Origin of the sequence: Chitinophaga sp. S165 (assembly GCF_003182155.1) — a bacterium.
Lineage (GTDB): Bacteria > Bacteroidota > Bacteroidia > Chitinophagales > Chitinophagaceae > Chitinophaga.
The window spans coordinates 144,383-166,126 of the sequence record NZ_QGTG01000005.1; the positions used below are offsets into that span (position 1 = coordinate 144,383).

The 21,744-nt window shown below is 46.2% G+C and carries 19 protein-coding genes; 7 read left to right on the top strand and 12 right to left on the bottom strand.

Annotated features, from left to right (window positions below; genetic code table 11):
- Window positions 1–42 precede the first annotated feature (42 nt).
- From C7475_RS20060 to surE, 10 genes are all read right to left on the bottom strand, one after another.
- A complete protein-coding gene (locus C7475_RS20060) occupies window positions 43–1,104 on the bottom strand; it encodes a PLP-dependent aminotransferase family protein (protein ID WP_110055179.1) in 1,062 nt (353 codons plus the stop codon).
- 61 nt (window positions 1,105–1,165) lie between these two features.
- Window positions 1,166–2,332: an MFS transporter gene (locus C7475_RS20065; protein WP_110055180.1), complete on the bottom strand. Its 1,167-nt coding sequence runs from the start codon at window positions 2,330–2,332 to the stop codon at window positions 1,166–1,168.
- Window positions 2,333–2,338: 6 nt separating this feature from the next.
- On the bottom strand, window positions 2,339–3,022 hold the full coding sequence (locus tag C7475_RS20070; RefSeq protein ID WP_110055181.1) for an HAD family hydrolase: 684 nt from the start codon (window positions 3,020–3,022) through the stop codon (window positions 2,339–2,341).
- 10 nt (window positions 3,023–3,032) lie between these two features.
- Window positions 3,033–4,055, bottom strand: a complete 1,023-nt coding sequence (locus tag C7475_RS20075) for a zinc-binding dehydrogenase (RefSeq protein ID WP_110055182.1) — start codon at window positions 4,053–4,055, stop codon at window positions 3,033–3,035.
- Between the two features lie 14 nt (window positions 4,056–4,069).
- Window positions 4,070–5,302, bottom strand: coding sequence for an aspartate aminotransferase family protein (locus C7475_RS20080; protein WP_110055183.1), 1,233 nt, complete (start codon window positions 5,300–5,302; stop codon window positions 4,070–4,072).
- Between the two features lie 457 nt (window positions 5,303–5,759).
- Window positions 5,760–6,272 (bottom strand): hypothetical protein, encoded by a 513-nt coding sequence (locus C7475_RS20085; RefSeq protein ID WP_110055184.1) that lies wholly within the window; start codon window positions 6,270–6,272, stop codon window positions 5,760–5,762.
- 127 nt (window positions 6,273–6,399) lie between these two features.
- On the bottom strand, window positions 6,400–6,945 hold the full coding sequence (locus C7475_RS20090) for a hypothetical protein (protein WP_110055185.1): 546 nt from the start codon (window positions 6,943–6,945) through the stop codon (window positions 6,400–6,402).
- A gap of 135 nt (window positions 6,946–7,080) precedes the next feature.
- Window positions 7,081–7,593, bottom strand: a complete 513-nt coding sequence (locus C7475_RS20095; RefSeq protein ID WP_110055186.1) for a hypothetical protein — start codon at window positions 7,591–7,593, stop codon at window positions 7,081–7,083.
- Between the two features lie 66 nt (window positions 7,594–7,659).
- Entirely contained in the window at window positions 7,660–8,172 is a 513-nt protein-coding gene (locus tag C7475_RS20100) for a hypothetical protein (RefSeq protein ID WP_110055187.1), read from the bottom strand.
- A 264-nt stretch (window positions 8,173–8,436) separates the two neighbouring features.
- Window positions 8,437–9,207: a 5'/3'-nucleotidase SurE gene (surE, locus tag C7475_RS20105; protein ID WP_233259905.1), complete on the bottom strand. Its 771-nt coding sequence runs from the start codon at window positions 9,205–9,207 to the stop codon at window positions 8,437–8,439.
- Window positions 9,208–9,233: 26 nt separating this feature from the next.
- Between surE and C7475_RS20110 the strand changes: the two genes are divergently transcribed.
- The 3 genes from C7475_RS20110 to C7475_RS20120 all read left to right on the top strand — a co-directional run bounded on the left by C7475_RS20110 (window position 9,234) and on the right by C7475_RS20120 (window position 12,770).
- Window positions 9,234–10,127, top strand: a complete 894-nt coding sequence (locus tag C7475_RS20110) for a diacylglycerol kinase family protein (RefSeq protein WP_110055188.1) — start codon at window positions 9,234–9,236, stop codon at window positions 10,125–10,127.
- Window positions 10,128–10,196: 69 nt separating this feature from the next.
- Window positions 10,197–11,180 carry an ABC transporter ATP-binding protein gene (locus tag C7475_RS20115; RefSeq protein WP_110055189.1) on the top strand — a complete coding sequence of 328 codons (984 nt, stop codon included), beginning with the start codon at window positions 10,197–10,199 and terminating at the stop codon, window positions 11,178–11,180.
- 30 nt (window positions 11,181–11,210) lie between these two features.
- Window positions 11,211–12,770, top strand: coding sequence for a UvrD-helicase domain-containing protein (locus C7475_RS20120; protein ID WP_110055190.1), 1,560 nt, complete (start codon window positions 11,211–11,213; stop codon window positions 12,768–12,770).
- Window positions 12,771–12,788: 18 nt separating this feature from the next.
- On the opposite strand, the gene C7475_RS20125 is transcribed toward C7475_RS20120, so the two are convergent.
- Together C7475_RS20125 and C7475_RS20130 are read right to left on the bottom strand one after the other, a co-directional pair.
- Entirely contained in the window at window positions 12,789–13,211 is a 423-nt protein-coding gene (locus C7475_RS20125) for a response regulator (protein WP_110055191.1), read from the bottom strand.
- A complete protein-coding gene (locus C7475_RS20130; RefSeq protein ID WP_158286559.1) occupies window positions 13,211–14,683 on the bottom strand; it encodes an ATP-binding protein in 1,473 nt (490 codons plus the stop codon). The genes C7475_RS20125 and C7475_RS20130 overlap by 1 nt, the downstream gene beginning before the upstream one ends.
- Window positions 14,684–15,201: 518 nt before the next feature.
- On the opposite strand from C7475_RS20130, the gene C7475_RS20135 reads away from it, so the two are divergent.
- From C7475_RS20135 to recD, 4 genes are all read left to right on the top strand, one after another.
- A complete protein-coding gene (locus C7475_RS20135; RefSeq protein WP_110055193.1) occupies window positions 15,202–15,828 on the top strand; it encodes a (2Fe-2S)-binding protein in 627 nt (208 codons plus the stop codon).
- Window positions 15,825–16,808, top strand: a complete 984-nt coding sequence (locus tag C7475_RS20140) for a xanthine dehydrogenase family protein subunit M (RefSeq protein WP_110055194.1) — start codon at window positions 15,825–15,827, stop codon at window positions 16,806–16,808. The genes C7475_RS20135 and C7475_RS20140 overlap by 4 nt, the downstream gene beginning before the upstream one ends.
- A 27-nt stretch (window positions 16,809–16,835) precedes the next feature.
- The gene (locus C7475_RS20145; RefSeq protein ID WP_110055195.1) at window positions 16,836–19,004 is read left to right on the top strand and encodes a xanthine dehydrogenase family protein molybdopterin-binding subunit; all 2,169 of its coding nucleotides are present in this window, start codon (window positions 16,836–16,838) and stop codon (window positions 19,002–19,004) included.
- 926 nt (window positions 19,005–19,930) lie between these two features.
- Window positions 19,931–21,736, top strand: a complete 1,806-nt coding sequence (gene recD, locus C7475_RS20150; protein WP_110055196.1) for an exodeoxyribonuclease V subunit alpha — start codon at window positions 19,931–19,933, stop codon at window positions 21,734–21,736.
- Window positions 21,737–21,744: the final 8 nt, after the last annotated feature.

A 21,744-nucleotide genomic window follows, 5' to 3' on the forward strand; every position in this document is an offset into this window, starting at 1 on the left:
AGGCGTTCATTTCAGAACGCCTCCTCCGTTATATAGTATCTTTTATGAAAGCTGTTTTTTGATGATCTCCAGGCCTTGTATTACCCTGTTCATATCTTCTTCAGCTCCCATTGCTATCCTTATGTATTCGCCTGCTGAAACACCAGGAGCACTGAATGCAGTACCTGGTATCACTTCCACGCCCGCCTGTAGCAGCGAAGCATGAAATTCGCCTGACCTTATACCGGCAGGTAATTTCAACCAGCAATGAAAGCCGTTCTCATGCCCCTGTACATCGTAACCGGAAAGTACTTCTCTTGTGATAGTTTGCCTGCGTTTACCTTCAATACGCTTTTTGCGTAGAAGCTCTTCCAGTTCGCCATTGGTAATAGCCGTCGATACAAGCGTCGTGAAGAAGGTAGAAGGATTACTTGATGTGAGTTTCAGCGCAGTGATGATCTGTTCTTTATACTGTTCCGGCGCCGCAATAAAAGCGACTTTGATATCAGGTGCAAAAGGTTTCGAGAGACTATAAATATACCAGCCCAGATCTGGCGCCAGTTGTGCAAAGTTGGCCGGAGAACTGTCTGCCAGGAATCCATAGGCATCATCGTCAATGATAACTTGTCCGTTCCTGCGGGCAATATCGATCAGCTCCAAACGACGCTCTACCGGCATAATAACGCCGGTAGGATTATTAATAGTCGGCATCAGGTAAATGCCCCGGATCTTGTGTTGTGCAGTGGCGGCTTCCAGGGATGATGGCAACATTCCTTTTTCATCAGTTTTGCAGGCGATCAATTGTACGTTCAGCATTCTGGCGATAGTCGGAATGTTGGAATACGTAAACTCATCTACCGCTACAGCAGTACCTTGCAATGATGCAGCAAGCAGGGACACAATGATGGCCTGATGACCGGAGATGGCCATGAATATACTATCTTCACTGATCGCAGCTCCATTACGTGATATCCAACCGGCCGCTATTTGCCTGTCTTCTTTGCCGCCCATGACAGGCTTCATGGAAAACCATTCGTTGTACGTTGCATAGTGCCTGTCGATAAGGTGTTTGAAACTGGCTTTTTGTTCGGCCAGTACCGGGTAATTTGAGCTTAGCGATATCATGTGAAGTGAGGATTTGGATCGCCAAAAGTACAAAGAAAATGATCCGGTACAATCACAACACTTATTTCTCTTCTGCTATCTTACCCGCCTGGGAAGCTAACAATGTAATACCAGAGCCTAACAGCGCGATTATTGCGAACGACCAGCGCAGACTGGTGGCTTCTGAAATAAAACCGATCATAGGAGGTCCCAGCAGAAAACCCAGGAATCCAACGGTGGATACAGCTGCAATTGCAACACCGGGAGCCAGTGTTTTTGACTTGCCGGCCAGTGCCAATACCAGCGGTACGACAGATGATACGCCGATGCCGACCAGCAGGAAGCCTATAGTAGCCGTGATCAGATAGGGCAGGCAGATAGCCAGCAGCAAACCGGTAGTGGTCATCAAACCGCTGATCTGTAGAACAGTTTTAGCGCCCAGCGTTGTTACAAAACGGTCTGCTACGAACCTTCCTCCGGCTATAGTGCTCATGAAGGCAATGTAACCTGCCGTAGTGAGGTGTTCTGGCACCTGTACGATCTTCTGAAAATAGATACCGCTCCAGTCGAACATCGTACCTTCTGTTACCAGGCTGGAAAAGGCGATCAACCCCAGTTTAAGAATACTGCTGTCCGGTTTTGCAAAGATGGGTTGTGAACTGTCGGAAACTTCGTCCGCAGGCAAAAGATATCTGTAGAAAAACAGCACCAGCGCCCAGCAGATAATACAAATGAAAATAAAATGTTTTAATACAGGCAGCTCAATGTTAATGGCCATAGTGCCAAGCCCGATGCCTGCAAAGCCTCCTAAACTCCACAGACCGTGGAAAGACGCCATAATGGACCTGCCATACAACGCCTCTATACCAACGGCCTGTGTGTTCATGGATATTTCAAAAACGTTGTTCATGAAACCAAAACAGAACAATAAGATGACTAACTGCCATATACCTGTGGCAAATCCGATCGTGGAAAGCATGAGCGGGAATAACAGACCGGCGCTGATCAGCACCTTCCTGCTACCCATGCGGGTAACCAGCCATCCTGATACCGGCAGGCTTACCATCAACCCAATAGGCAGGGCAAACAACACGCCACCCAGTGCAGCGTTGTTGAGCTGGAAAATAGCCTTGATATCGTGGATCCTGCAGGCCCAGCTCGAATAGGTCAGCCCGGCGATGAAAAAGAATACGCTCGTTGCAATACGATGCGACCGTTTCAGGTCAATATGGACAGTCAGATCTTTCATAAATCGTTACGAGGTTAAGGTCATGAGGCCAATATGCTGCTCCAGTTCGTCATAGTCCGAGATCTTGATGATATCGTTAATATGCGCCAGCTTCTTGTTATCAATACCGATAAACTTTATGCCAAGTTGTTGTGTGGCCTGGTAATCCCAGTTGCCATCACCGACATAAATGATATCTGAAAGTTCGGGCGATTCATTATGTCGCTTGTTCATCTTGGTGATGGTGTGGCTGATGATATCACGTCTTGCAAAAGCATCCTGGGCAAATGAGGCCGCACTGCATTCTTCGATATTGATACCTGCGCACTGCAATTTAAACAATGCAGATTGTTTCCATCCACCGGTAGCTAACCCGATCTTCACATCTTCATTGCGTGCCAGTGTGCTGATGATCTTCCCTGCTTTGGGGATTTCCCGGAAATAACCGGCTTGTTTTTCATATGCTTTTTCAAGCAGGTTACAGAAACAGTCAATAAAGTTCTCTATCTCCGTTACCGTACATGGACGGTTCCGGCGTTCGAGTGATAACTGATTCAGGATGCCGGAATCAGTAGTGTTCTCATAGTGACCGTAATTGGTATTAAAATCAGAAAAGTTAAATGTGGTAGCAATGGCCTCGGTATAACACAGATCGTCGATCTCAGTAGTATTGGTAAGCGTACCGTCTATGTCGAAAATAATGTACTTCATAAAAGCAGTTTTAAAACTTGATAACAGATTTCAGGCTGGAGATATCATTGTTACGCTGACGCTTATTGACGTTGCAGCCCAGGTCGAGCACAGCGTCCTGAAACTCGTCAATACCGTAAGCTTTAGTGATGATCTTCTCCAGTCCAAGCACCTGGCTATTGATCAGGTCAACAGCATGCTTGAAGGTGTCCTGTGAATCGATGGAGCCGATGATGGAAATACTGCGGTCGGTGATCTCGCGCGGATTGATGGTCTGCTGATTGTTCCGCAGGCCTATCAATGCAATCTTTCCGCCATCGGCTACAGCATCGATCGATTTTTCCAGCATGCTGCCTGTCGTATCTATGATCAGGTCATACTGGTGTTTACGGGGTGCAAAATGACCGGACAGATACCAGCCTGACGTAAGGATGTCATTACTGCTGATAAGATCAGTCCTGTTGGCAGATGTTTCATAAATGGTACCTGCCTGTATACCATACTGTTTTAATGCCATGTAGAATAGTAGTCCAATAGGACCGCCACCCAGTATCGCGACATTGTAGAAAGGAGTAACTGCCAGTTTCTTAACAGCTGTCAGTACACAGCTGAGTGGTTCTGACATAGCGCCCTGTTCGAAAGGCACATCATCCGCCAGGGGATAAATAAAACGTTTAGTGGTCTTGAAGTATTTCGTGAAAGTACCATCAATAGAGACGCCTGCCTCGGTACTCGATTTCAGAAAACAATGATTACGCAACCCTTTCCTGCAGTTCTCGCAGTAACCGCAGTAATAGGTAGGATCGACGATGACACGGTCGCCTACGTTGAAGGTTTCAACGCCCCTGCCTTTCTCTACGATCACACCGGCCGATTCATGGCCGATGATAACTTTCTCACGTGCATTATATTCTCCGGAGATGATGCTGAGATCTGTACCGCAGATACCGGTAGCGCGGATCTCTACGATAACTTCATCGGGCATTGTAATAGCGGGTTCTTCCCGTTCTTCGAGCCGGATATTCCAGGGCCCGTGATAAACGATAGCTTGCATGGGTAACAATTTTTTTAAAGCTGACTGAATAATCTGTCTAACCTGTCGCAGATCTCCTGTACATCATCTGCCGTGGCAGTTAAAGCAGGTCTTACTTTTACAACGTTGCCAAAGCCATATCTGGAACCTCTGAGAATGAGTTTATGGTCTTCCAGTGCTTTGTCGATGATCCTGTTGGTAAGCGCAACGTCCGGCGCGCCTTCCTTATCAACGATCTCCAGGCCCCACATATAACCCATACCTCTCACATCGCCGATGAAGTGGCCATACTTTTCTTTCAGTCCGTTTAGCAGTTGTCCGAGTATAACGCCGTTATCGCGTACGTTTTGAAGGAATCCTTCCCTGGATACGATCTCCATGGTTTTCTGCGCAGCAGCGAGCGACAACAGGTTGCCGCCGGAAGTATAGGAGTGCTCAAATTTTTCAAGCACAGCAAATTCAGGTCTGTAGAGGATAGCAGCAGTTGGTATGCCTATACCGCCTAATCCTTTTGCAAGCGTGATGATATCGGGTTTCATATCAAAATGCTCGCTGGCAAACATATAACCTGTTCTGCCAACACCTGTTTGTACTTCATCGGAGATCAGCACGATATCTAATTCGTCACAGATCTTCTTGATCCTTTCAAAGTATCCGGGCGGAGGTACAACGTTGCCGCCATTGCCCAGAATAGGTTCCATGATCAGACAGGATACATTGCCGGAACCACCATACTCTACGTAGTCATAAATAGCTTCTGTACACAGGTAACCGCAGTTTGGGAACTTAGCAGAATAAGGGCAGCGATAACAGTACGGCGCCGGTACAATAGCGTGTTTGTTGGAGATGGTGTTTGAGAATGACTTTCTCCTGAAAGAATTCCCTGAAATACTTGTTGTGAAAAGCGTTTGTCCGTGATGAGAGAGGGACAGGCTGAGTACTTCATTTTTACCATTGAACTTGTTGGCTATTTTGACAGCGCCTTCATTGGCAGTAGAGCCAATAATGTCGCGCATCCAGCCATCAGTGATACCTTCGGGTGCATGCTCCAGGATGCTGTTCAGCACATTGGAAGCAAGTTCGCCCGTAAATGAGGAGGAAACATGTATCAGATCTTCTACCTGTTGCTGCAGGACCTGCACCACTTCCGGGTGGCTGTATCCAAGAGCAAGATTAAAGGTTCCTGATACGGCATCAATGTACTCTTCGTCATGCGAAGTATAAAGGCGTATGCCACTGCCTTTAGTAAACTGAATGTTAACAGACATGGGGGTGGGTTTTACATAAGGAAAATAAATATGGAGGAATGGGCGTAAGTCTAACGGGTTACATAGACTGAGTTACATAACGAACAAATGTTTCTTGAATTTCCTGTAGGGAATCCGGGTTATACAATTTTTTTTCGACGTGGTGGATATGAAAATGTGTCTTGCTTCATTATCAAAATTCACGAAGGCAAAGTAGAATGTATTTGCGAGAATTTATTTTTTTTGTTTTCGATGAATCCTTTATTTTTTATTTAATAGGATAGTAAATTATTGATCTTGCTGAGAAGTTGAATCTGATGTAATGCTTTGCCGCTTTGTGTTTTATGCCCTTACTGCGTATAGGCTGCATGTTATGGACGACTTAAATAAAACAGGAATGGCTGCCCCGGTTTTATACGGAAACAGCCACTCCTGTATTATTTTTCAATCTTTGGTTTATGAAAACAGCTTAACGCTGTTATTCTATTATTGTAACGTCACCTTTGTATACACCTTTGATACGTTGTTTACCAAATTCCAGTGTATAGGTGTATGTCTGGTAACCAGGGCCCTGTACATAAGTAAGACTTCCGCCCGTAGGTTTACTGAGTACTTCTCCGGTACCTGTTATTTCCTGTCCGTCTTTATAAGTGACATTTTTGTAAAGCAGTGCCACATCAAAATTCCTGTTCTTGTCAAATGTGGGAGAATCGGAAGGCATGTAGGTATAAGTAACTTTAGGCGATAATGTATCCAGCAGGAATTGAACGATGTGCACTTTGCCGGAAAAGGACTTTGTCTGACTCATATCAGTAAAAGCAATTTCGCCGCCGCCGGTCCAGTTCTTTCTGATAGCATAGTTGGTTCGGAAAAGGGAATCATTAAGTACAAAGCCATTGCGGGGATCCACACCATCATTACCACCATATACACATCCGCAGAAGGATAAAAAAAGTATAGCAGCCACAAGGCTGAGCGCTGATGTCTTCATTTAGTTGTAGGTTTCTAAGTCTATACCGATAATAATACAAATATATAAATAGTTTCTGATGAGCGGAATAAAAAAAAGCTGCCCATATGAACGGGCAGCTTTCGTCAATATAATAACGTTTTATAAATTACATTGATGGTGGTGCAATGTACACGGTATCCTTGAACTGACCTTTAACAGTAATGTTGTCTTTGAAATACAGTGCGTATACAATGTCAAAGGTCTTCTCGTTCTTATTAATAGTAATAAAACCACTGTCTATCGTATTTAGACGGTGGTCTTCAGCTTCTTCAGTGAGCTCGCCGTTAACCATTGGCTGTTGGTAGTAACCGTAGATGTATGAAAAATTCTTTGCTTTGTTGAAATCTTCAGAGTTGTTTGACTTATAAGTATAAGTTGAATTATAAATGATTTCAGTGGTATCAAAGGAAATACCGAAGATCGTAGCATTGCCAGTATAATTACTATCCTTACCGAAGAAGTTAATATTGGTGAAATTTATTTGCCTTCCCAAGAGGTCCTCATGAACAATGTTAGAATAAGGAGTAGCCAGAAATTCTCCGTTATAAGTGAGACCATTTACGGGAGTTGGATCAGGTGTCTTCTCGTCGTCTTTACTACATGCAGCAAAGAAAACAGTCGCAGCCAGCAGGCTGAATAATAATTTTTTCATGATTTGTAATTTGTGGGTATAGGTTAAACATCGTCATAGTGACGAATATCGTTGGGTTTCCTTCTTAGCAGATTTGGCTATGGGCCAGAAAAAGCTGCTCATCGAGCAGCCTTTTCTTTCAGTATAATGAACTTATTAGTCGTTGATAACTGTCATATCACCATTGTATTCACCTTTAACAGTGATGTTATGGTATTGCAGCTCATAAGTAACCTTATAAGTATTCTGCGTTTTATTGATTGTTACAGAGCCTCCGGTCAGTGTGTCCAGTGATGTAGCTTCATCAGTGAAGTCACGACCAGCATATGGTTGCTTGAAATACGTAGCAGCGTATGCAAAGTTTTTTGCCTTGTCATAACCGGTAGAATCGTAGTTCTTAAAAGTGTAGGTCTGACCCAGAATAACCGTATCTACGTCAATAGCTACCGCAGTTGCAGTACCGGTATAACCAGCTGTACTAAGCAGGTCTTTATCTGCTGCTACGAATGTGCTACCATCAGTGTAGTCAATGCGGTAACCATAAGGAGTAGATATTGCTTCACCATTGTAAGTAAGGCTACTTGCGTTATCGATCTTCTTATCGTCGTCTTTACTACATGCAGCGAAGAACAGTGTGGCAGCCAGCAGGCTGAATGCTAATTTTTTCATGCTTCGAAAATTGATTTTTGTTAGGTATAGTTTTTAAAATATTGTCACTATAACAGTATAATGTCATCAGTTAAATGCTTTCAAAGCTCCGTTGTACTCGCCCTTAACAGTGATGTCTTTATACTTTAATTCGTATACAACAGTATAGATCTCCTGGTTTTTCTTAACAGTAACTGAACCGCCGATCACGGAATCCTGGTAAGTACCATTTTCCTCGTCGAATTCGCCATCTGCGAAATGTTGTTTGAAGTAAACGTATGCAGATTCGAAGTTTTTGGTCTTGTCATAACCGGTAGAATCCTTACTCATATAGGTGTAGGTCTGACCAGGGATGATAGTGTCGAAATCAACAGCAGCTGCACTTGCAATGCCGTCGAAACCCTCAACCGATACATCCTTATCAGCGAACGCGATCTGCTTGCCATCTGTTCTCCAGTCAAACAGGTATCCATAAGGAGTTTGTACAGTTTCTCCGTTATAAATGAAACTACTTACCGGAGTTTGTGCAGGGTCTTCATCTTTACTGCAGGCAGCAAGAAATAGTGTGGCAGCCAGCAGGCTGAATGCTAGTTTTTTCATGAATATGTATTGGTATAGGTTAAGACATCGTCAGATATCCTCGTCATTAATTGGGTCTCATCTCGATCAGATTGGTACGGTAGAACAGTTGCAATAAAATTCAGTTATACGGTAATGCAATCACAATATCAGGGCACGCGGCCGCAAATATAGTAATAATATTTATAATATTATCCGTTTGTTAAAATTTAAAAGGATATGGTAGGAGGCGCGTGCAGCGTGAACCTGGAGATCGCATTGATCTCCAGGATATTAAACATGGTCTTATAAGGACTGGCTGTTCAGGGCAGCTTGTAATTCGTCTTCATTTGTCAGATCGAGCCGTAAAGGGGTAATGGAAACGAAATCATTATCCACCGCCCATCTGTCAGTACCTTCCTCCGCAGGTTCCAATGGCGTAACTGTAAACCAGTAATGTTTCCGGTTCATCGGGTCAGTACCCGGTACGATCTTCCCGTCATATAGACGGACGGATTGCCTCGTCCACCGGATGCCTTTGGGTTGAGGCGGAAAATTGACGTTAAAGAGGCTTAATCCGGGCTTTTCGAGTAACAACTGAAGCACCATTTCCACATAATTTTCAAAAGCCGGAAAATTGGGTTCAGATTTACCCACAGGAGTGCTCAGCGCAATACCCTTGATGCCGAGTAGTACAGCCTGCTTCGCCGCCGCCAGTGTTCCGGAATGCCACATCCCGTTACCAAGATTAGGCCCCATATTGATGCCTGAAAGCACCACATCCGTTTTCGCATATAAATGAGTGCCCAACGCCACACAGTCTGCCGGCGTACCATTTACACGATACGCCTCTATTCCGTCAAAATTGATAGGGGAAGCTTTGAATGAAAGCGGGCGCGAATGCGTAACCGCATGCCCCATGGAAGACTGCTCCACATCCGGCGCTACTATCCTTACTTCTCCGAATCGCGCCGCCACTTTCGCCAGGGCGGCTATTCCAGGGCTGTAAATGCCATCGTCGTTTGTAATTAGTATTCTCATATCTATGCGGCCTCCAAATTCATGCCATTGGGGCATGGTATCCTTTTTGCAAATAATATGTTATGAAAGCGCATTTACTGCATAACCCCAAAGCGGGCGATCAGGACCACTCAGAAAATGAGCTGATGAAAAAGATCAGCGCTCATGGTATCAGGTGCATCTATTCCTCCGCAAAAAAGGAATGGACGAAAGACCTGACGCCTGATGCGGACTTTGTGATCATAGCAGGAGGAGATGGTACTGTCAGAAAGGTCATTCTCCAGTTCCTCAATGGCAAAGCGGGCGATAAACGATATCCTCTTGCACTCCTGCCCATGGGAACAGCTAATAATATCAGCCGCTCACTACACCTCATGGGCGATGCCGATGATGTTATCGCCTCCTGGAAACATCAGCATATCCAGAAATTTGATGTGGGTAAGATCGCAGGTTTTCATGAAGACATGTTCTTCCTGGAAGGTTTCGGTTTCGGCATTTTCCCCGTGCTGATGGAGTCAATGAAAGAACTGGATGAACCTGATACGCCGGAAGAAAAGTTGAAAATGGCCCTGGAAACACTGCACGATATCATAGACAATTATCAGGCAAAGGAATGCCGGCTGGAAATTGATGGTGTAGACCACTCCGGCAAATACCTGATGGCGGAAGTGATGAATATACGCTCTATTGGCCCCGGTCTGAACCTCAACGGAGACGCCGATGTCGGAGATGGACTGCTGGAGGTAGTGCTGCTCGGTGAAGACAAAAGAAAGGCCTTTTCAGCATATATAGCAGACAGGATCTCTTCTGCTGCACATAAAGACTATGATCTTCCTGTTATCAAAGGGAAGAGTATCAAAATATCCTGGGAAGATGAACATGCCCACGTTGACGATGAACTGATAAAAGCAGGGAAAGACAAAAGCTACATTGTCAGCATCTTGAAGCGTGAATTGGAGTTTATCGTACCGGCCTGAACCTGGTTAAGTTTGCTTCCTGCCCGTTTAAGTGGTAATTTGCAGCTTTTTATGCGATATTAGCTTTATATGAATTTGTTAGAAGTATCGGGCGTGCGCAAGCAGGAAGGAGGTGAGGAAGTATTGAAAGGTGTCAGCTTCACACAGAAAGCATTCCAGAAAATAGCCATAGCAGGAGAGTCAGGGTCAGGTAAAAGCACCTTGCTGAAAATAATCGGCGGACTGACACAGGCAGACGGTGGAGAGGTGCTGTTTGAGAATGTGCGGGTGAAAGGCCCGCTGGAAAGATTGTTACCCGGTCAGCCAGGTATCGCTTACCTTTCCCAGCATTATGAACTGCGTAACCATTACAGGATGGAAGAGATCCTGTCTTATGCCAATATGCTGTCTGACGAAGAAGCCGAAACACTCTATGAAGTATGTCGCATCAATCACCTGATGAAAAGAAAGAATGATCAGCTGTCAGGTGGCGAGAAACAACGTGTAGCGCTGGCCCGTCTGCTTACAACGGCTCCCCGTTTGCTCATCCTCGACGAACCTTTCTCCAATCTTGATCCGATCCATAAGAATACTTTAAAGACCGTCATCCGTGAAATAGGTGAACGGTTAAAGATCACCTGTCTGCTCGTATCGCATGATCCGCTGGATACATTGTCATGGGCAGATGAGATCATCGTCATGAAAGATGGACAGATCCTGCAGCAGGGCCCTCCCGAGCAGGTATACAGCCAACCGGCAGATGAATATGCCGCCGCCCTGTTTGGTAGCTACAACATGGTGCCTTCAGCAGCAGCGAAAGATTTTAAAAGCTTACCAGGTGTTCATGTTAACGGGAAAAGCCTTTTCATACGCCCCGAACGTTTTAAGATCACCGGGAACCCGGAACACGCCCTGAAAGGAAAGATCAAGGAAGTGAACTTCATGGGAAGTACCTACGAGATAGCGGTACAACTGCCATCAAGCGTAGTTACTGTGAAAACCGGTAACGGAGATCATCTGCAGGGACAAGAGATCTACCTGTCTTTATCGGCTGCCGATATCTGGTATGCTTGATGATAATATCAGATGATGTAAATTCGGGGCATGAATTTGACCCAGGAGCAGACAGCCATCATCAAAAGCAAAGGAGATATCAGGATCATCGCCGTAGCTGGCGCAGGTAAAACAACCACACTTGCCGAATATGCAAAAGCAAGGCCCGATAAGCGCATTCTGTACCTTGCCTTCAACAAGACTGTCAAACTCGAAGCAGAGAAGAAATTTGCTGCTATGAAACTCTCACATGTGAGAGTGGAAACCGCACACTCACTGGCCTTTTATTACATTGTCAGAGGTTCGAAATACACACTTAAAAGTGAGGGATATAAGATCAATGAGATCGTCGATATCCTGAACCTGCGTGGCCTGAAAGGCAAACACACGGAGTCTATCCTCGCTACACATATCAACGCATACCTGGCTTATTTCTGTAACAGTGCGCCTGCAAAGGTGCAGGACCTCGACTACGAAGACGTGCTGACAGATAAAGAAGCCATCGAATTTGCCACTAAATACAAAAAAGACATCCAGTACCAAACGCGCCTGTTCCTCGACAAAATGAACAAGGGCGAGATTCCCATCACACACGATTTCTATCTGAAGAAATTTCAACTGGCCCGTCCCGTACTGGATTATGATGTCATTCTTTTTGATGAAGGTCAGGACGCTTCCGGTGCTATGCTGGATGTATTCCGTACACAGCAGGGTACAAAGGTGCTGGTAGGAGATAGTCACCAACAGATCTATGGCTGGCGGTACGCGGTAAACTCACTCGATAAACTAAACTATCCCTTATATACACTCAGCACAAGTTTCCGTTTCGATCAGGACATCGCCGACCTCGCGTCTTATGTTATACAGTGGAAGAAGTTGTACAGCGCACCACTAACAGTAAAGATCATCGGCTTCGGAAAATCCCGCAAGAACAGTACCCGCGCGGTTGTTGCCAGAACTAATGCCGGTCTGCTGGTAAAAGCGATCGAATTGCTGATCGAGAAAAAAGAGATCCGGACCATCTATTTTGAGGGTAGGATAGAAAATTACACTTATGCCAACGAAGGCGCTTCCGTATATGATATCCTGAACCTTTATACCGGCGATGTAGGCCGTATCAGGGATAAAACCATTGCCAGCATGGACAGTATGGACGACCTGGAAGAATATATAAAAACAACAGGTGAGGCGCAGATGGGAATGCTTGTGGACATGGTAAAGAAATATGGTACAAAGATCCCCGGATACATCAAAAAACTGAAAGACTGCCACCTGGATAACGATGATAAGGAAAACGCAGACATGATCTTCTCCACAGTACACCGCTGCAAGGGAATGGAGTATGATGAGGTGACATTAGCCAATGACTTCATCACATATGATAAGGTCGTAAAACAGTCCGAAAATATCGACAAGGTCAATATCTCAAAATTATCGGAAGAGATCAACCTGCTCTACGTTGCTATTACCAGAGCGAAAAGCCATCTGTATATTCCCCAGGAGATCTTGACAGGGCAACAGAAGAAAGTAGTGCCGGCCATGAAAAAGAAAAGGGTCTCCGGAGCCGAGACCAAAGGAGAGAACTATGTGTACGCCGGGGAAAGAAAATAGACGTACACCTTTGCGCTCTTAGTTCTTTTTAAAGTTCAGCAGGTCTATCATCAGGTTAAAAGCATCCATAGCAGTAGGGCTGTTCAGCTTCAAGGGTTTGATGATATATCCTGATACTCCCAGCTTTTCTGCGGCCGACTTGTCTGTACGGTCTCCGGAAGTAGTAAGTATGAAACGTTTGATCTGCTTCAATTCCTCATGCCCGCGCATATATTCGAGTACTTCAAATCCGTTTACTTTAGGCATATTGATGTCTATCAGCATCACATCCGGTAAGGTGCCGTTACTTGAACTGATCTGTTCATCCAGCAGCGAAATAGCTTCCTCACCATTTTTTGCATTGGTCAGTTTATAAAAAATATTCAATTTATCAAGTGAACGCTTAATATCTATCACATCCAGCTTATCATCTTCTACCAGTAAAATATTAATCGGCTGCATTATTGTTCTTTTGACCAGGTGAAGGAAAAGACAGAACCCGCTCCTGGCGATGAAACTACGTTGATCTGTTGCTTCTTTGTATCTATTATTTTCTTGACTATTGCCAATCCCACGCCAGTGCTTTCGAAGCTATCCCTATCCTTTAAAGTCTGAAAAATAATAAAAATCCGCTTGTGATAGTGATTTGCAATGCCATTTCCATTGTCTTCAACGAAAAATTCATAGTGATCTTCGTGTTCTTTGAAGTAGACTTTTACCGTAGGATCCGCTTTGTCATTATGTTTGATGGCATTGCTGATCAGATTTGAAAAAATCTGGAAGAGCCATAATTTTTCTGCATGAATAGTGGGCAGATCACCTATCTCAACATGTACATCCCCGGTATCCGGTAAATTATCCACTACTTCTTTCAAGAGCGCATTGAGGACCACCTCTTCCTTTTCAATCGTTTCTTTGTCTGCTTTGGCATAGGAAAGCAGTCCCTCAATAAGGTTTTCGGCCCTGTCTACCCGCCCCTTGATCAGCTCCATGTACTCACTGACCTGCGGAGTGAGTTCCCGCTGATGATCTTCTTCTATCCAGGATACTACATTACTGATGCCTCTCAATGGCCCTTTCAGATCGTGAGACACGATCTGGGCGAACTGGTCGAGCTCCTCGTTGGACCGTTTCAACAAGGTGATATTCCTGGACAGTTCCCTGGACATATGGTTCAGCGCATTTCCCAGGTCGCTCATCTCATCCTTGCCGATATCTTTAACCATCACATCGTAGTTGCCGCTGGCGATTTCGTTAGCCATATCAGTCATAACCCTGATGCGCCTGGCGATCTTTAACGTAACGAATGTGATAATGGACAACCCAAGTATAATGGATGTGGTGGTCAGCAACAGTGACAGTCTCCTCGTGTTGGTCACAGAAGCGGCCAGCTCCTGTTTCCTGCTTTCACGCATGGCGTATTCTGATGCTGCAAATTCTTTGAATTGTTGCTGCAGGGCAGTCTGTATGCTTCTTTCATGGCCGGAAGCAAACTTGTCCTTATACACCTTGTTGAAGGTGTCCAGGTGCTGACGGCTGACAGACGCGAACATTTTCGCCTGTTTCAGGGGATCAGTGTATTCTTCCGTCCACTGATCGTTCAGCTCCTTGATATGACGCAGCATCGTGGTCTGCGAGGAATCGGTGATGAGACCTTCCATCTCTTTTAAGATGATCTCATTCTCAATATTAGCGGAATCATAGGCTTCAACGAAAGACTTTTCACCCGTGAGCAGGTAACCTCTGAGGCCATTTACCATTGTCAGCACATTCCGCTGGAACCTGCCACTGTTGCGTACAAGATTGGTAGATCTGGTAAAATAATCATTGTTTTCCATCACGGTGTTCGACAAGCTGAAATTGACGAAAGTAGTGATGGAGAATAGTATCAGCACTGATACAAATCCCAGGAATATATAATGCGAGATCTTCATTGTAAGGGCAATTGTAGCAAAAAAATCCCTATATTTTGTAAATTGTATATAAACCCCGACCATGATCTTTACCCATGACCTTGATGCACCCGATGCAGGTCTGATAAAACCGAATTTTGAAGATATCCGGGATGTAAAGGATTATTACCAGCACTATCTCGAAAAATAGTGTATCCATGACCGCCGCCCGGTATGGTTTTAGTAGCGGTAATTGCACTGTTCATGACCTTGCATACGTCCATATCGTTGTGTGATGGCGTATATAACGGAATTGTGTATTAATACATACTGGCAAGGGATTAGCGGCGTACGTGATTGTTTAATTTATATATTGCAGAACTGTTATTTGCCACTCGTCATTTCATGATCTACGTTATTGGGTAAATTTATTATGTTAACATAACGCTATTCAGGGCGTGAAAGGAAGCTATTAACAAAACAGAAAATCTGAAACTGCGAAAAGCGCTGCACAACGAAAATGAACCGCACAAACTGTCAAACTGAAACTGAAGCAAACTATGGATGACCAACTCAAAAATGAAGAGCATACCGGTACTTCCCGGCGCTCCTTCCTGAAGAAATCCTCGCTGATCACGGCGTTGGCGCTAACACCTGATCCGGTGCTCAAAGCTGCCGAAAAAGGTGTTGACGAGCAGATCGCATCGGCTATCGAAACAATGCCGCTCAATGTGATGATCAATGGTGTGAAACAAAGCGTCAGAATAGAACCACGTGTAACATTGCTGGACCTGTTAAGAGAACGTCTTCATCTCACCGGCACAAAAAAGGGCTGTGATCATGGACAATGTGGCGCATGTACAGTGCATGTTGATGGTGAGCGTGTCAACTCCTGCCTGACACTGGCACTGACAACGGAAGGGCGTGAGGTGACCACCATCGAAGGATTGGCAGATGGCGATAACCTGCATCCCATGCAGGAAGCTTTCCTGGAACATGACGGTTTCCAGTGCGGATATTGTACACCGGGACAGATCATGTCTGCCGTATGTTGCATCCGTGAAGGTCATGCTAACACGCCGGACGAAGTAAGGGAATACATGAGTGGAAACATCTGCCGCTGCGGCGCCTACTCCAATATCGTAGATGCTATCATGAACGTAAAACAGGGAGGGAAAAAGGTATGAACCAGTTCAGTTATGTGAGGGTTACCTCCAAAGAATCTGCCATTGCAGCGATGGCAAAAGATAAAACAGCCATGTTCCTGGCCGGCGGTACCAATCTCGTAGACCTGATGAAAAGTGGCGTGACGAATCCCGAGAGGCTGGTAGATATCAACAAACTGCCATTGGCGACAATAGAAGAAACCAAGACCGGTCTCCGGATAGGAGCGCTGGCAAAGAATACAGCGGTAGCCGAAAATGCTTTGGTCATCAAACATTTTCCATTATTGTCACAAGCCTTAAAAGCAGGTGCTTCTCCGCAATTAAGGAATATGGCCACTGTGGGCGGCAATATGATGCAACGTACCCGCTGCCATTATTTCTATGACACAGCGATGCCCTGCAATAAACGTAACCCGGGTTCCGGCTGCGGCGCCATAGGAGGCTTTAACAGGATGCATGCTATCTTCGGGGCGAGCGACAAATGCATCGCTGTACATCCCAGTGATATGTGTGTGGCACTGGTAGCTCTGGATGCTATAGTAACAGTGGCTGGTCCGAAGGGAGAAAGGAAGATCCCATTCGGAGATTTTCATCGTCTGCCAGGCGATACGCCACAGCAGGATAACAACCTGCAACGTGGAGAACTGATCATTGCAGTAGATATTCCATTCAACCAACTATCAGCAAATACGCATTACCTGAAAGTACGCGACCGTGCATCCTATGCCTTTGCACTGGTGTCTGCCGGAGCTGCGATGCAGATCAAAGGCGGCAATATTACAGATGTTAGACTGGCCATGGGAGGCGTTGCGCATAAGCCCTGGCGTTTGAAGGAAGCAGAAGCCTGGCTGAAAGGAAAGCCTGCTACGGAAGAAAACTTCCGAAAAGCGGCAGAGCTGTCAATGGCGCAGGCGAAGTCGCAGGAAGGCAATGCATTCAAACTCACACTAGCGCCCAACACCATAGTGGAGGCTCTGAAAACAGCTGCCGCACAGGCATAACATCTTCTAACGTTAAAAACCCACTATATGGGAATCGATAAAAAAAGTGAACCGCTTAACCGGGTCGATGGCAGAGCTAAAGTAACCGGCAAGGCAAAATACTTTGCAGAATTTGAAGTGCCCGGAGTAACTTTTTGTGTGATGGTGACCAGCGCTATTACTCGCGGTACTGTAGCAACGATCAATACAAAAACTGCCGAACGTGCACCAGGTGTACTGGCTGTATTCACTCACCTGAACATGCCTGCCATCCCGGGTTGGGCAGAGCAGGGCAATAACAGTAAACTTCCTTCAGGCGGAGAAAAATACCGCATGCTGGGCAGCAATAAAATACTCTTTAATGGTCAGCCTATCGCGCTGGTTATTGCAGATACCCTGGAACGTGCACAGCACGCCGCCTCACTGGTAACAGCCACTTACAATAAAGCAGAACACAATACCGATCTGCTGAAAAATAAAGAAAAAGCAGCCATGCCTCCGCGTATGGGCGACTATTCCCGTGGTACAGATAAGGACGCACACAACACAGCCCCGGTAAAACTGAAGGCCGATTATACCGTTCCTGTTGAAGTACACAACCCGATGGAACTCGCCGGCATCCTGGCATTCTGGGAAGGCGGCGACAAGCTGACGGTATACGCCAAAACACAGGGCGTTAAATCTACCCAACGCACACTGGCATCTGCATTTAAGATAGACGAAAAGAACGTACAGGTACATTCTGAATTTGTAGGAGGTGGTTTCGGGATGGGATTACGTACCTGGCCGCAGGAAGTAGCTGTTGCAGCAGCGGCCCTGAAACTGAAAAAGCCGGTGAAGCTCGTCATGACCCGCGAGCAGATGTTCACACTCGTAGGTTATCGTCCGTACACGATCCAGCATATCAGCATGGGCGCCACCCAGGACGGCCAGCTGACAGGTATTTACCACGAAGCCACCGCAGAAACGGCCAGTTACGACGACTTCACTGAAGGCGCCGTATCCATGACTCGCTTCATGTATGCCTGTCCCAACGTAACGACCAAATACCGCATCGTTCCCCTCGACAGAGGTGTACCGATCTGGATGCGCGGTCCCGGTGAAGCCACCGGCGCATTCGCTTTAGAATCAGCCATCGATGAAATGGCGTACAAAGTGAATATGGACCCCATACAATTCAGACTGAAGAATTTCGCTGAAACAGATCCTGAGAGGAACAAGCCTTTTTCCAGTAATAACCTGAAGGAGGCGTACCAGCTTGGCAGTGAGAAGATCGGCTGGGCGAAACGCAATCCGGCTCCTGCCTCCATGAAAGATGGAGAGTGGCAGGTAGGCTATGGCATGAGTACCGGTGTATTCGGTGCACACCGTGGCGAATCGACCTGCCGTGCACAATTGAACCCTGACGGTACCTTAGTGCTGCAAAGCGCCACCAGCGATATCGGTCCGGGTACCAGTACCGCCATGGTACAGATTGCACATGAGGTAACTGGTCTGCCAATAGAAAAGATCCGTTTTGAGCTCGGTAATGCGGCTTTCCCGCCATCTGGCAGTCAGGGTGGTTCTGCTACCGTATCTTCCGTAGGATCGGCTGTATTTGATGTTTGCACTGCCTTAAAAGGTATCCTGACAGAAGCAGGGCTGACCTTCGACAATGGCACTGTAAAACCGGCTTCCGGCAAATCAGAAAGCTTGCAGGACGTATTGTCGAAACAGAACAAAACCTTCTTTGAAGTAACGAAGTCTTCCAAAGGGGGGGAGGAGCAAAACAAGTATTCCATGTATTCTTTCTCCATCCACTTTGCCGAAGTACGGGTGCATCCTGCTACCGGTGTGGTAAGAGTAAAACGTGTTGTCACCATCGCCGATTCCGGCAGGATTGTTAGTCCTAAGACGGCGGCCAGTCAGATGATCGGCGGTGTAACGGGAGGCATTGGTATGGCATTAACGGAAGAAGGAGTTATTGACCACCGCTTCGGCCGTTTTGTCAACAACAACCTGGCGGACTACCACGTACCGGTAAGTGCTGACGTACCGCACATCGAAACGATCTTTATAGACAAGCCTGACCCATATACTAATCCGATGGGATCGAAGGGGATGGGGGAGATTGCCTTGATCGGCTTCTCTGCTGCAGTCGCTAACGCGGTGTATCATGCTACCGGCAAAAGGATCCGGGAACTACCTATTACGCCCGACAAGGTATTGTCTGCATAATATTTCTCTAGGGCCTCCGTTATGGAGGCCTTTTTGTTTTACTGTTATTTTTCATGGATACTTTACTCTTTCAGCTGTGCATGGAGATCTTGTCACCCGCTTTCATGGGATTGCCCTCGCTGCGGCTTCAGGTGGGACCCCTGGCTGTAGTTCTTTGAAGCCTCCGTTCTGTTGGGCTTGATCAAGCGGATGGACAGTTGGATCAATATTTAACCCCTGTCAGGTCGTGTCAGCGGGCTTCAAACAACTAAGGCCAGGGTCTCCACCTGAGCCTCCGCTGCTTCGGGGCCTCCTGCAATAGCAATGACAGTCTATAGTTTAGGAATACAAGCCTTTATCCCCTTTAAGTCCACCCATACGCCATGTATACGTCGTGTATAAGGCATGTATACGTCATATATAAAGCGTACTTGGGGTTGTTTAAGTCCACCCATACGTCATGTATGCGTCGTGTATGAAGCATGTATACGGCATATATAAAGCGTACTTCGGGCTGTTCCAATTCATCCATTATAGAGGGAGGCAATCAAACATGGAGAAGTTATCCCCATTTTCCGGGAATATTTGCACAGACAGTTATACTATAGGTTGTCATAAACCAGTATTTGCCATGCATGATTGTCTCCAGCTAATAATGGGGAGCGTCTAAGTAGCAGCGGTTTCAGATGGGAATCGCGGGCCTTCGGCTCTTTGAGGCACGCTTGATGCCGCCAGATAGAGATCCACAGCCCATACGCTTGAAAACGCTAAATAGCAATCCAACCAAAGAGGCGCCGACCGCGATCCCATACTGAAACCGAGCTACTTAACGCGATCTGGCAAAGAGCGGTCTACCCGACCTACTTAACGCCGCCTTTACAAGCCACCAAAAAATCGTAATTTCACAGATTGCCTCCACCGCGAGGCGTCAGGCACTGAAACGAGATATGCATACAATCAACGACGTCCACCAGCAATTCGCAGAATACTTCCAGGTACCGGCCCTGAAGCCGTATGCCTACCTGCTTTCACGAAAGCTGAGTGAAGGCCATATCTGCCTGCACCTGGATAAACGTATTGAGACTACCGGTGTACTTCCCGCATTCTGCGAGAACCTGCCGCTCGGTAGTAAGCAGCTGCAAAATATACCACTGGTAGCGAAGAACGGTAACGATATGCAGCCATTTGTGCTGTACCAGGATCGATTGTACCTGCAACGCTACTTCCGGTATGAAACGACGTTCCTGCGCCGTATCCATCAGTTCCTCGCTACAGAAAAAGAAGTATTGCAGGAAAGATTGGAAATGTTGGAAACAAACCGTGCATTCATCAGTAACCTCTTCGCCGCAGGTCCCGCATTCACGCCAGACGGTGGCGATCCCGCCGACTGGCAGCTGAGCGCTGCAGTGACAGGCGTACTGAATAACTTTACGATCATTACAGGAGGCCCCGGTACAGGTAAAACCACAACCGTTGCAAAGATCTTGTCAATACTATACTATCTCGATCCGTCATTGAAAGTAGCACTGGCTGCACCCACGGGGAAAGCAGCCGCACGTATGGCGGAGAGTCTGAGAAATACAAAACTGCCGGTGGATGAGCGTATCACCGCACAGTTCCAAAGCCTGGAACCCAGCACCATTCACCGCTTGCTGCGATCTAAAAAAGATAGTCCTTACTTCGTATACAATGCGGATAATCCGCTAAATTATGACGTAGTGATCATTGACGAATGCTCAATGATCGACGTAGCGTTATTCGCTAAATTACTGGATGCTGTAGGTGCCGGAACAAGACTGATATTGTTGGGAGATAAAGACCAGCTGGCCTCGGTAGAAGCAGGCAGCTTGTTTGGTGATCTTTGCCAGGCACAGGATACATTGAACCTCTTTACAGCTGAAAGACTGGCACTGATCAATTCCTTCATCCCTGATGAAAGAAGGAAGCTACCCGCTACACAGATAAAAGAACAGGATACACATCCACTTTTCCAGCACCTGGTGGAACTAAGGCGCAGTCACAGGTTCAGTGGAGAAAAAGGTATCGGTAAGTTCAGTAAGGCGATCATTGCCAACAATCAGAACGCTATACAGAGTTTCCTGGCGCCGGAGGCAGACCCGCAGGTATTGATCGATCAGCAATATTCAAAAGAACTGTTCAGAGATTTTGTATCAGGTTACAGCGCCTTCATTGTAGAAAATGATATCCGTACTGCATTACGGCTGTTGAATGACCTGCGTGTACTATGCGCCATCAGGGAAGGAGAAGAAGGACTGTATGCCATTAACAGGAATATCGAAAAGATCCTGCACGATAAAAGACTGATCCGTGTGAATGCTGACTTTTATGAGAACAGACCGATTATCCTGACAAGGAATTACTACGAACATGGCCTCTTTAACGGAGATACAGGTATTGTCCGTCCGGACGAAAACGGCGTGCTCATGGCCTGGTTTGAAGACAGTAACGGTGAACTGAAAGCCGTGCTGCCCGGCTATCTGACAGAGGCGGAAACCGTATTTGCAATGACGATCCATAAAAGTCAGGGATCAGAGTTTAAGGAGGTAATGGTAATATTGCCCAGGGCAAAAGACGTACCGATCCTTACAAGGGAATTATTATATACAGGTGTGACCAGGGCAAAGGAACAGGTGTATGTACAGTCGTCTGCAGAAGTGCTGATGCAAACAGCGGAACGTTTTGTGGAAAGGGCCTCAGGTATCGGTCAGCGTTTTAAAGAGGACCATTCCTGACAATTGAA

Excerpts from the sequence above, each read along its gene's own strand:
- C7475_RS20060 (WP_110055179.1), bottom strand. The coding sequence starts at position 1,104 with ATGATATCGCTAAGCTCAAATTACCCGGTACTGGCCGAACAAAAAGCC.
- C7475_RS20065 (WP_110055180.1), bottom strand. The coding sequence starts at position 2,332 with ATGAAAGATCTGACTGTCCATATTGACCTGAAACGGTCGCATCGTATT.
- C7475_RS20070 (WP_110055181.1), bottom strand. The coding sequence starts at position 3,022 with ATGAAGTACATTATTTTCGACATAGACGGTACGCTTACCAATACTACT.
- C7475_RS20075 (WP_110055182.1), bottom strand. The coding sequence starts at position 4,055 with ATGCAAGCTATCGTTTATCACGGGCCCTGGAATATCCGGCTCGAAGAA.
- C7475_RS20080 (WP_110055183.1), bottom strand. The coding sequence starts at position 5,302 with ATGTCTGTTAACATTCAGTTTACTAAAGGCAGTGGCATACGCCTTTAT.
- C7475_RS20085 (WP_110055184.1), bottom strand. The coding sequence starts at position 6,272 with ATGAAGACATCAGCGCTCAGCCTTGTGGCTGCTATACTTTTTTTATCC.
- C7475_RS20090 (WP_110055185.1), bottom strand. The coding sequence starts at position 6,945 with ATGAAAAAATTATTATTCAGCCTGCTGGCTGCGACTGTTTTCTTTGCT.
- C7475_RS20095 (WP_110055186.1), bottom strand. The coding sequence starts at position 7,593 with ATGAAAAAATTAGCATTCAGCCTGCTGGCTGCCACACTGTTCTTCGCT.
- C7475_RS20100 (WP_110055187.1), bottom strand. The coding sequence starts at position 8,172 with ATGAAAAAACTAGCATTCAGCCTGCTGGCTGCCACACTATTTCTTGCT.
- surE (WP_233259905.1), bottom strand. The coding sequence starts at position 9,207 with ATGCCCCAATGGCATGAATTTGGAGGCCGCATAGATATGAGAATACTA.
- C7475_RS20110 (WP_110055188.1), top strand. The coding sequence starts at position 9,234 with ATGAAAGCGCATTTACTGCATAACCCCAAAGCGGGCGATCAGGACCAC.
- C7475_RS20115 (WP_110055189.1), top strand. The coding sequence starts at position 10,197 with ATGAATTTGTTAGAAGTATCGGGCGTGCGCAAGCAGGAAGGAGGTGAG.
- C7475_RS20120 (WP_110055190.1), top strand. The coding sequence starts at position 11,211 with ATGAATTTGACCCAGGAGCAGACAGCCATCATCAAAAGCAAAGGAGAT.
- C7475_RS20125 (WP_110055191.1), bottom strand. The coding sequence starts at position 13,211 with ATGCAGCCGATTAATATTTTACTGGTAGAAGATGATAAGCTGGATGTG.
- C7475_RS20130 (WP_158286559.1), bottom strand. The coding sequence starts at position 14,683 with ATGAAGATCTCGCATTATATATTCCTGGGATTTGTATCAGTGCTGATA.
- C7475_RS20135 (WP_110055193.1), top strand. The coding sequence starts at position 15,202 with ATGGATGACCAACTCAAAAATGAAGAGCATACCGGTACTTCCCGGCGC.
- C7475_RS20140 (WP_110055194.1), top strand. The coding sequence starts at position 15,825 with ATGAACCAGTTCAGTTATGTGAGGGTTACCTCCAAAGAATCTGCCATT.
- C7475_RS20145 (WP_110055195.1), top strand. The coding sequence starts at position 16,836 with ATGGGAATCGATAAAAAAAGTGAACCGCTTAACCGGGTCGATGGCAGA.
- recD (WP_110055196.1), top strand. The coding sequence starts at position 19,931 with ATGCATACAATCAACGACGTCCACCAGCAATTCGCAGAATACTTCCAG.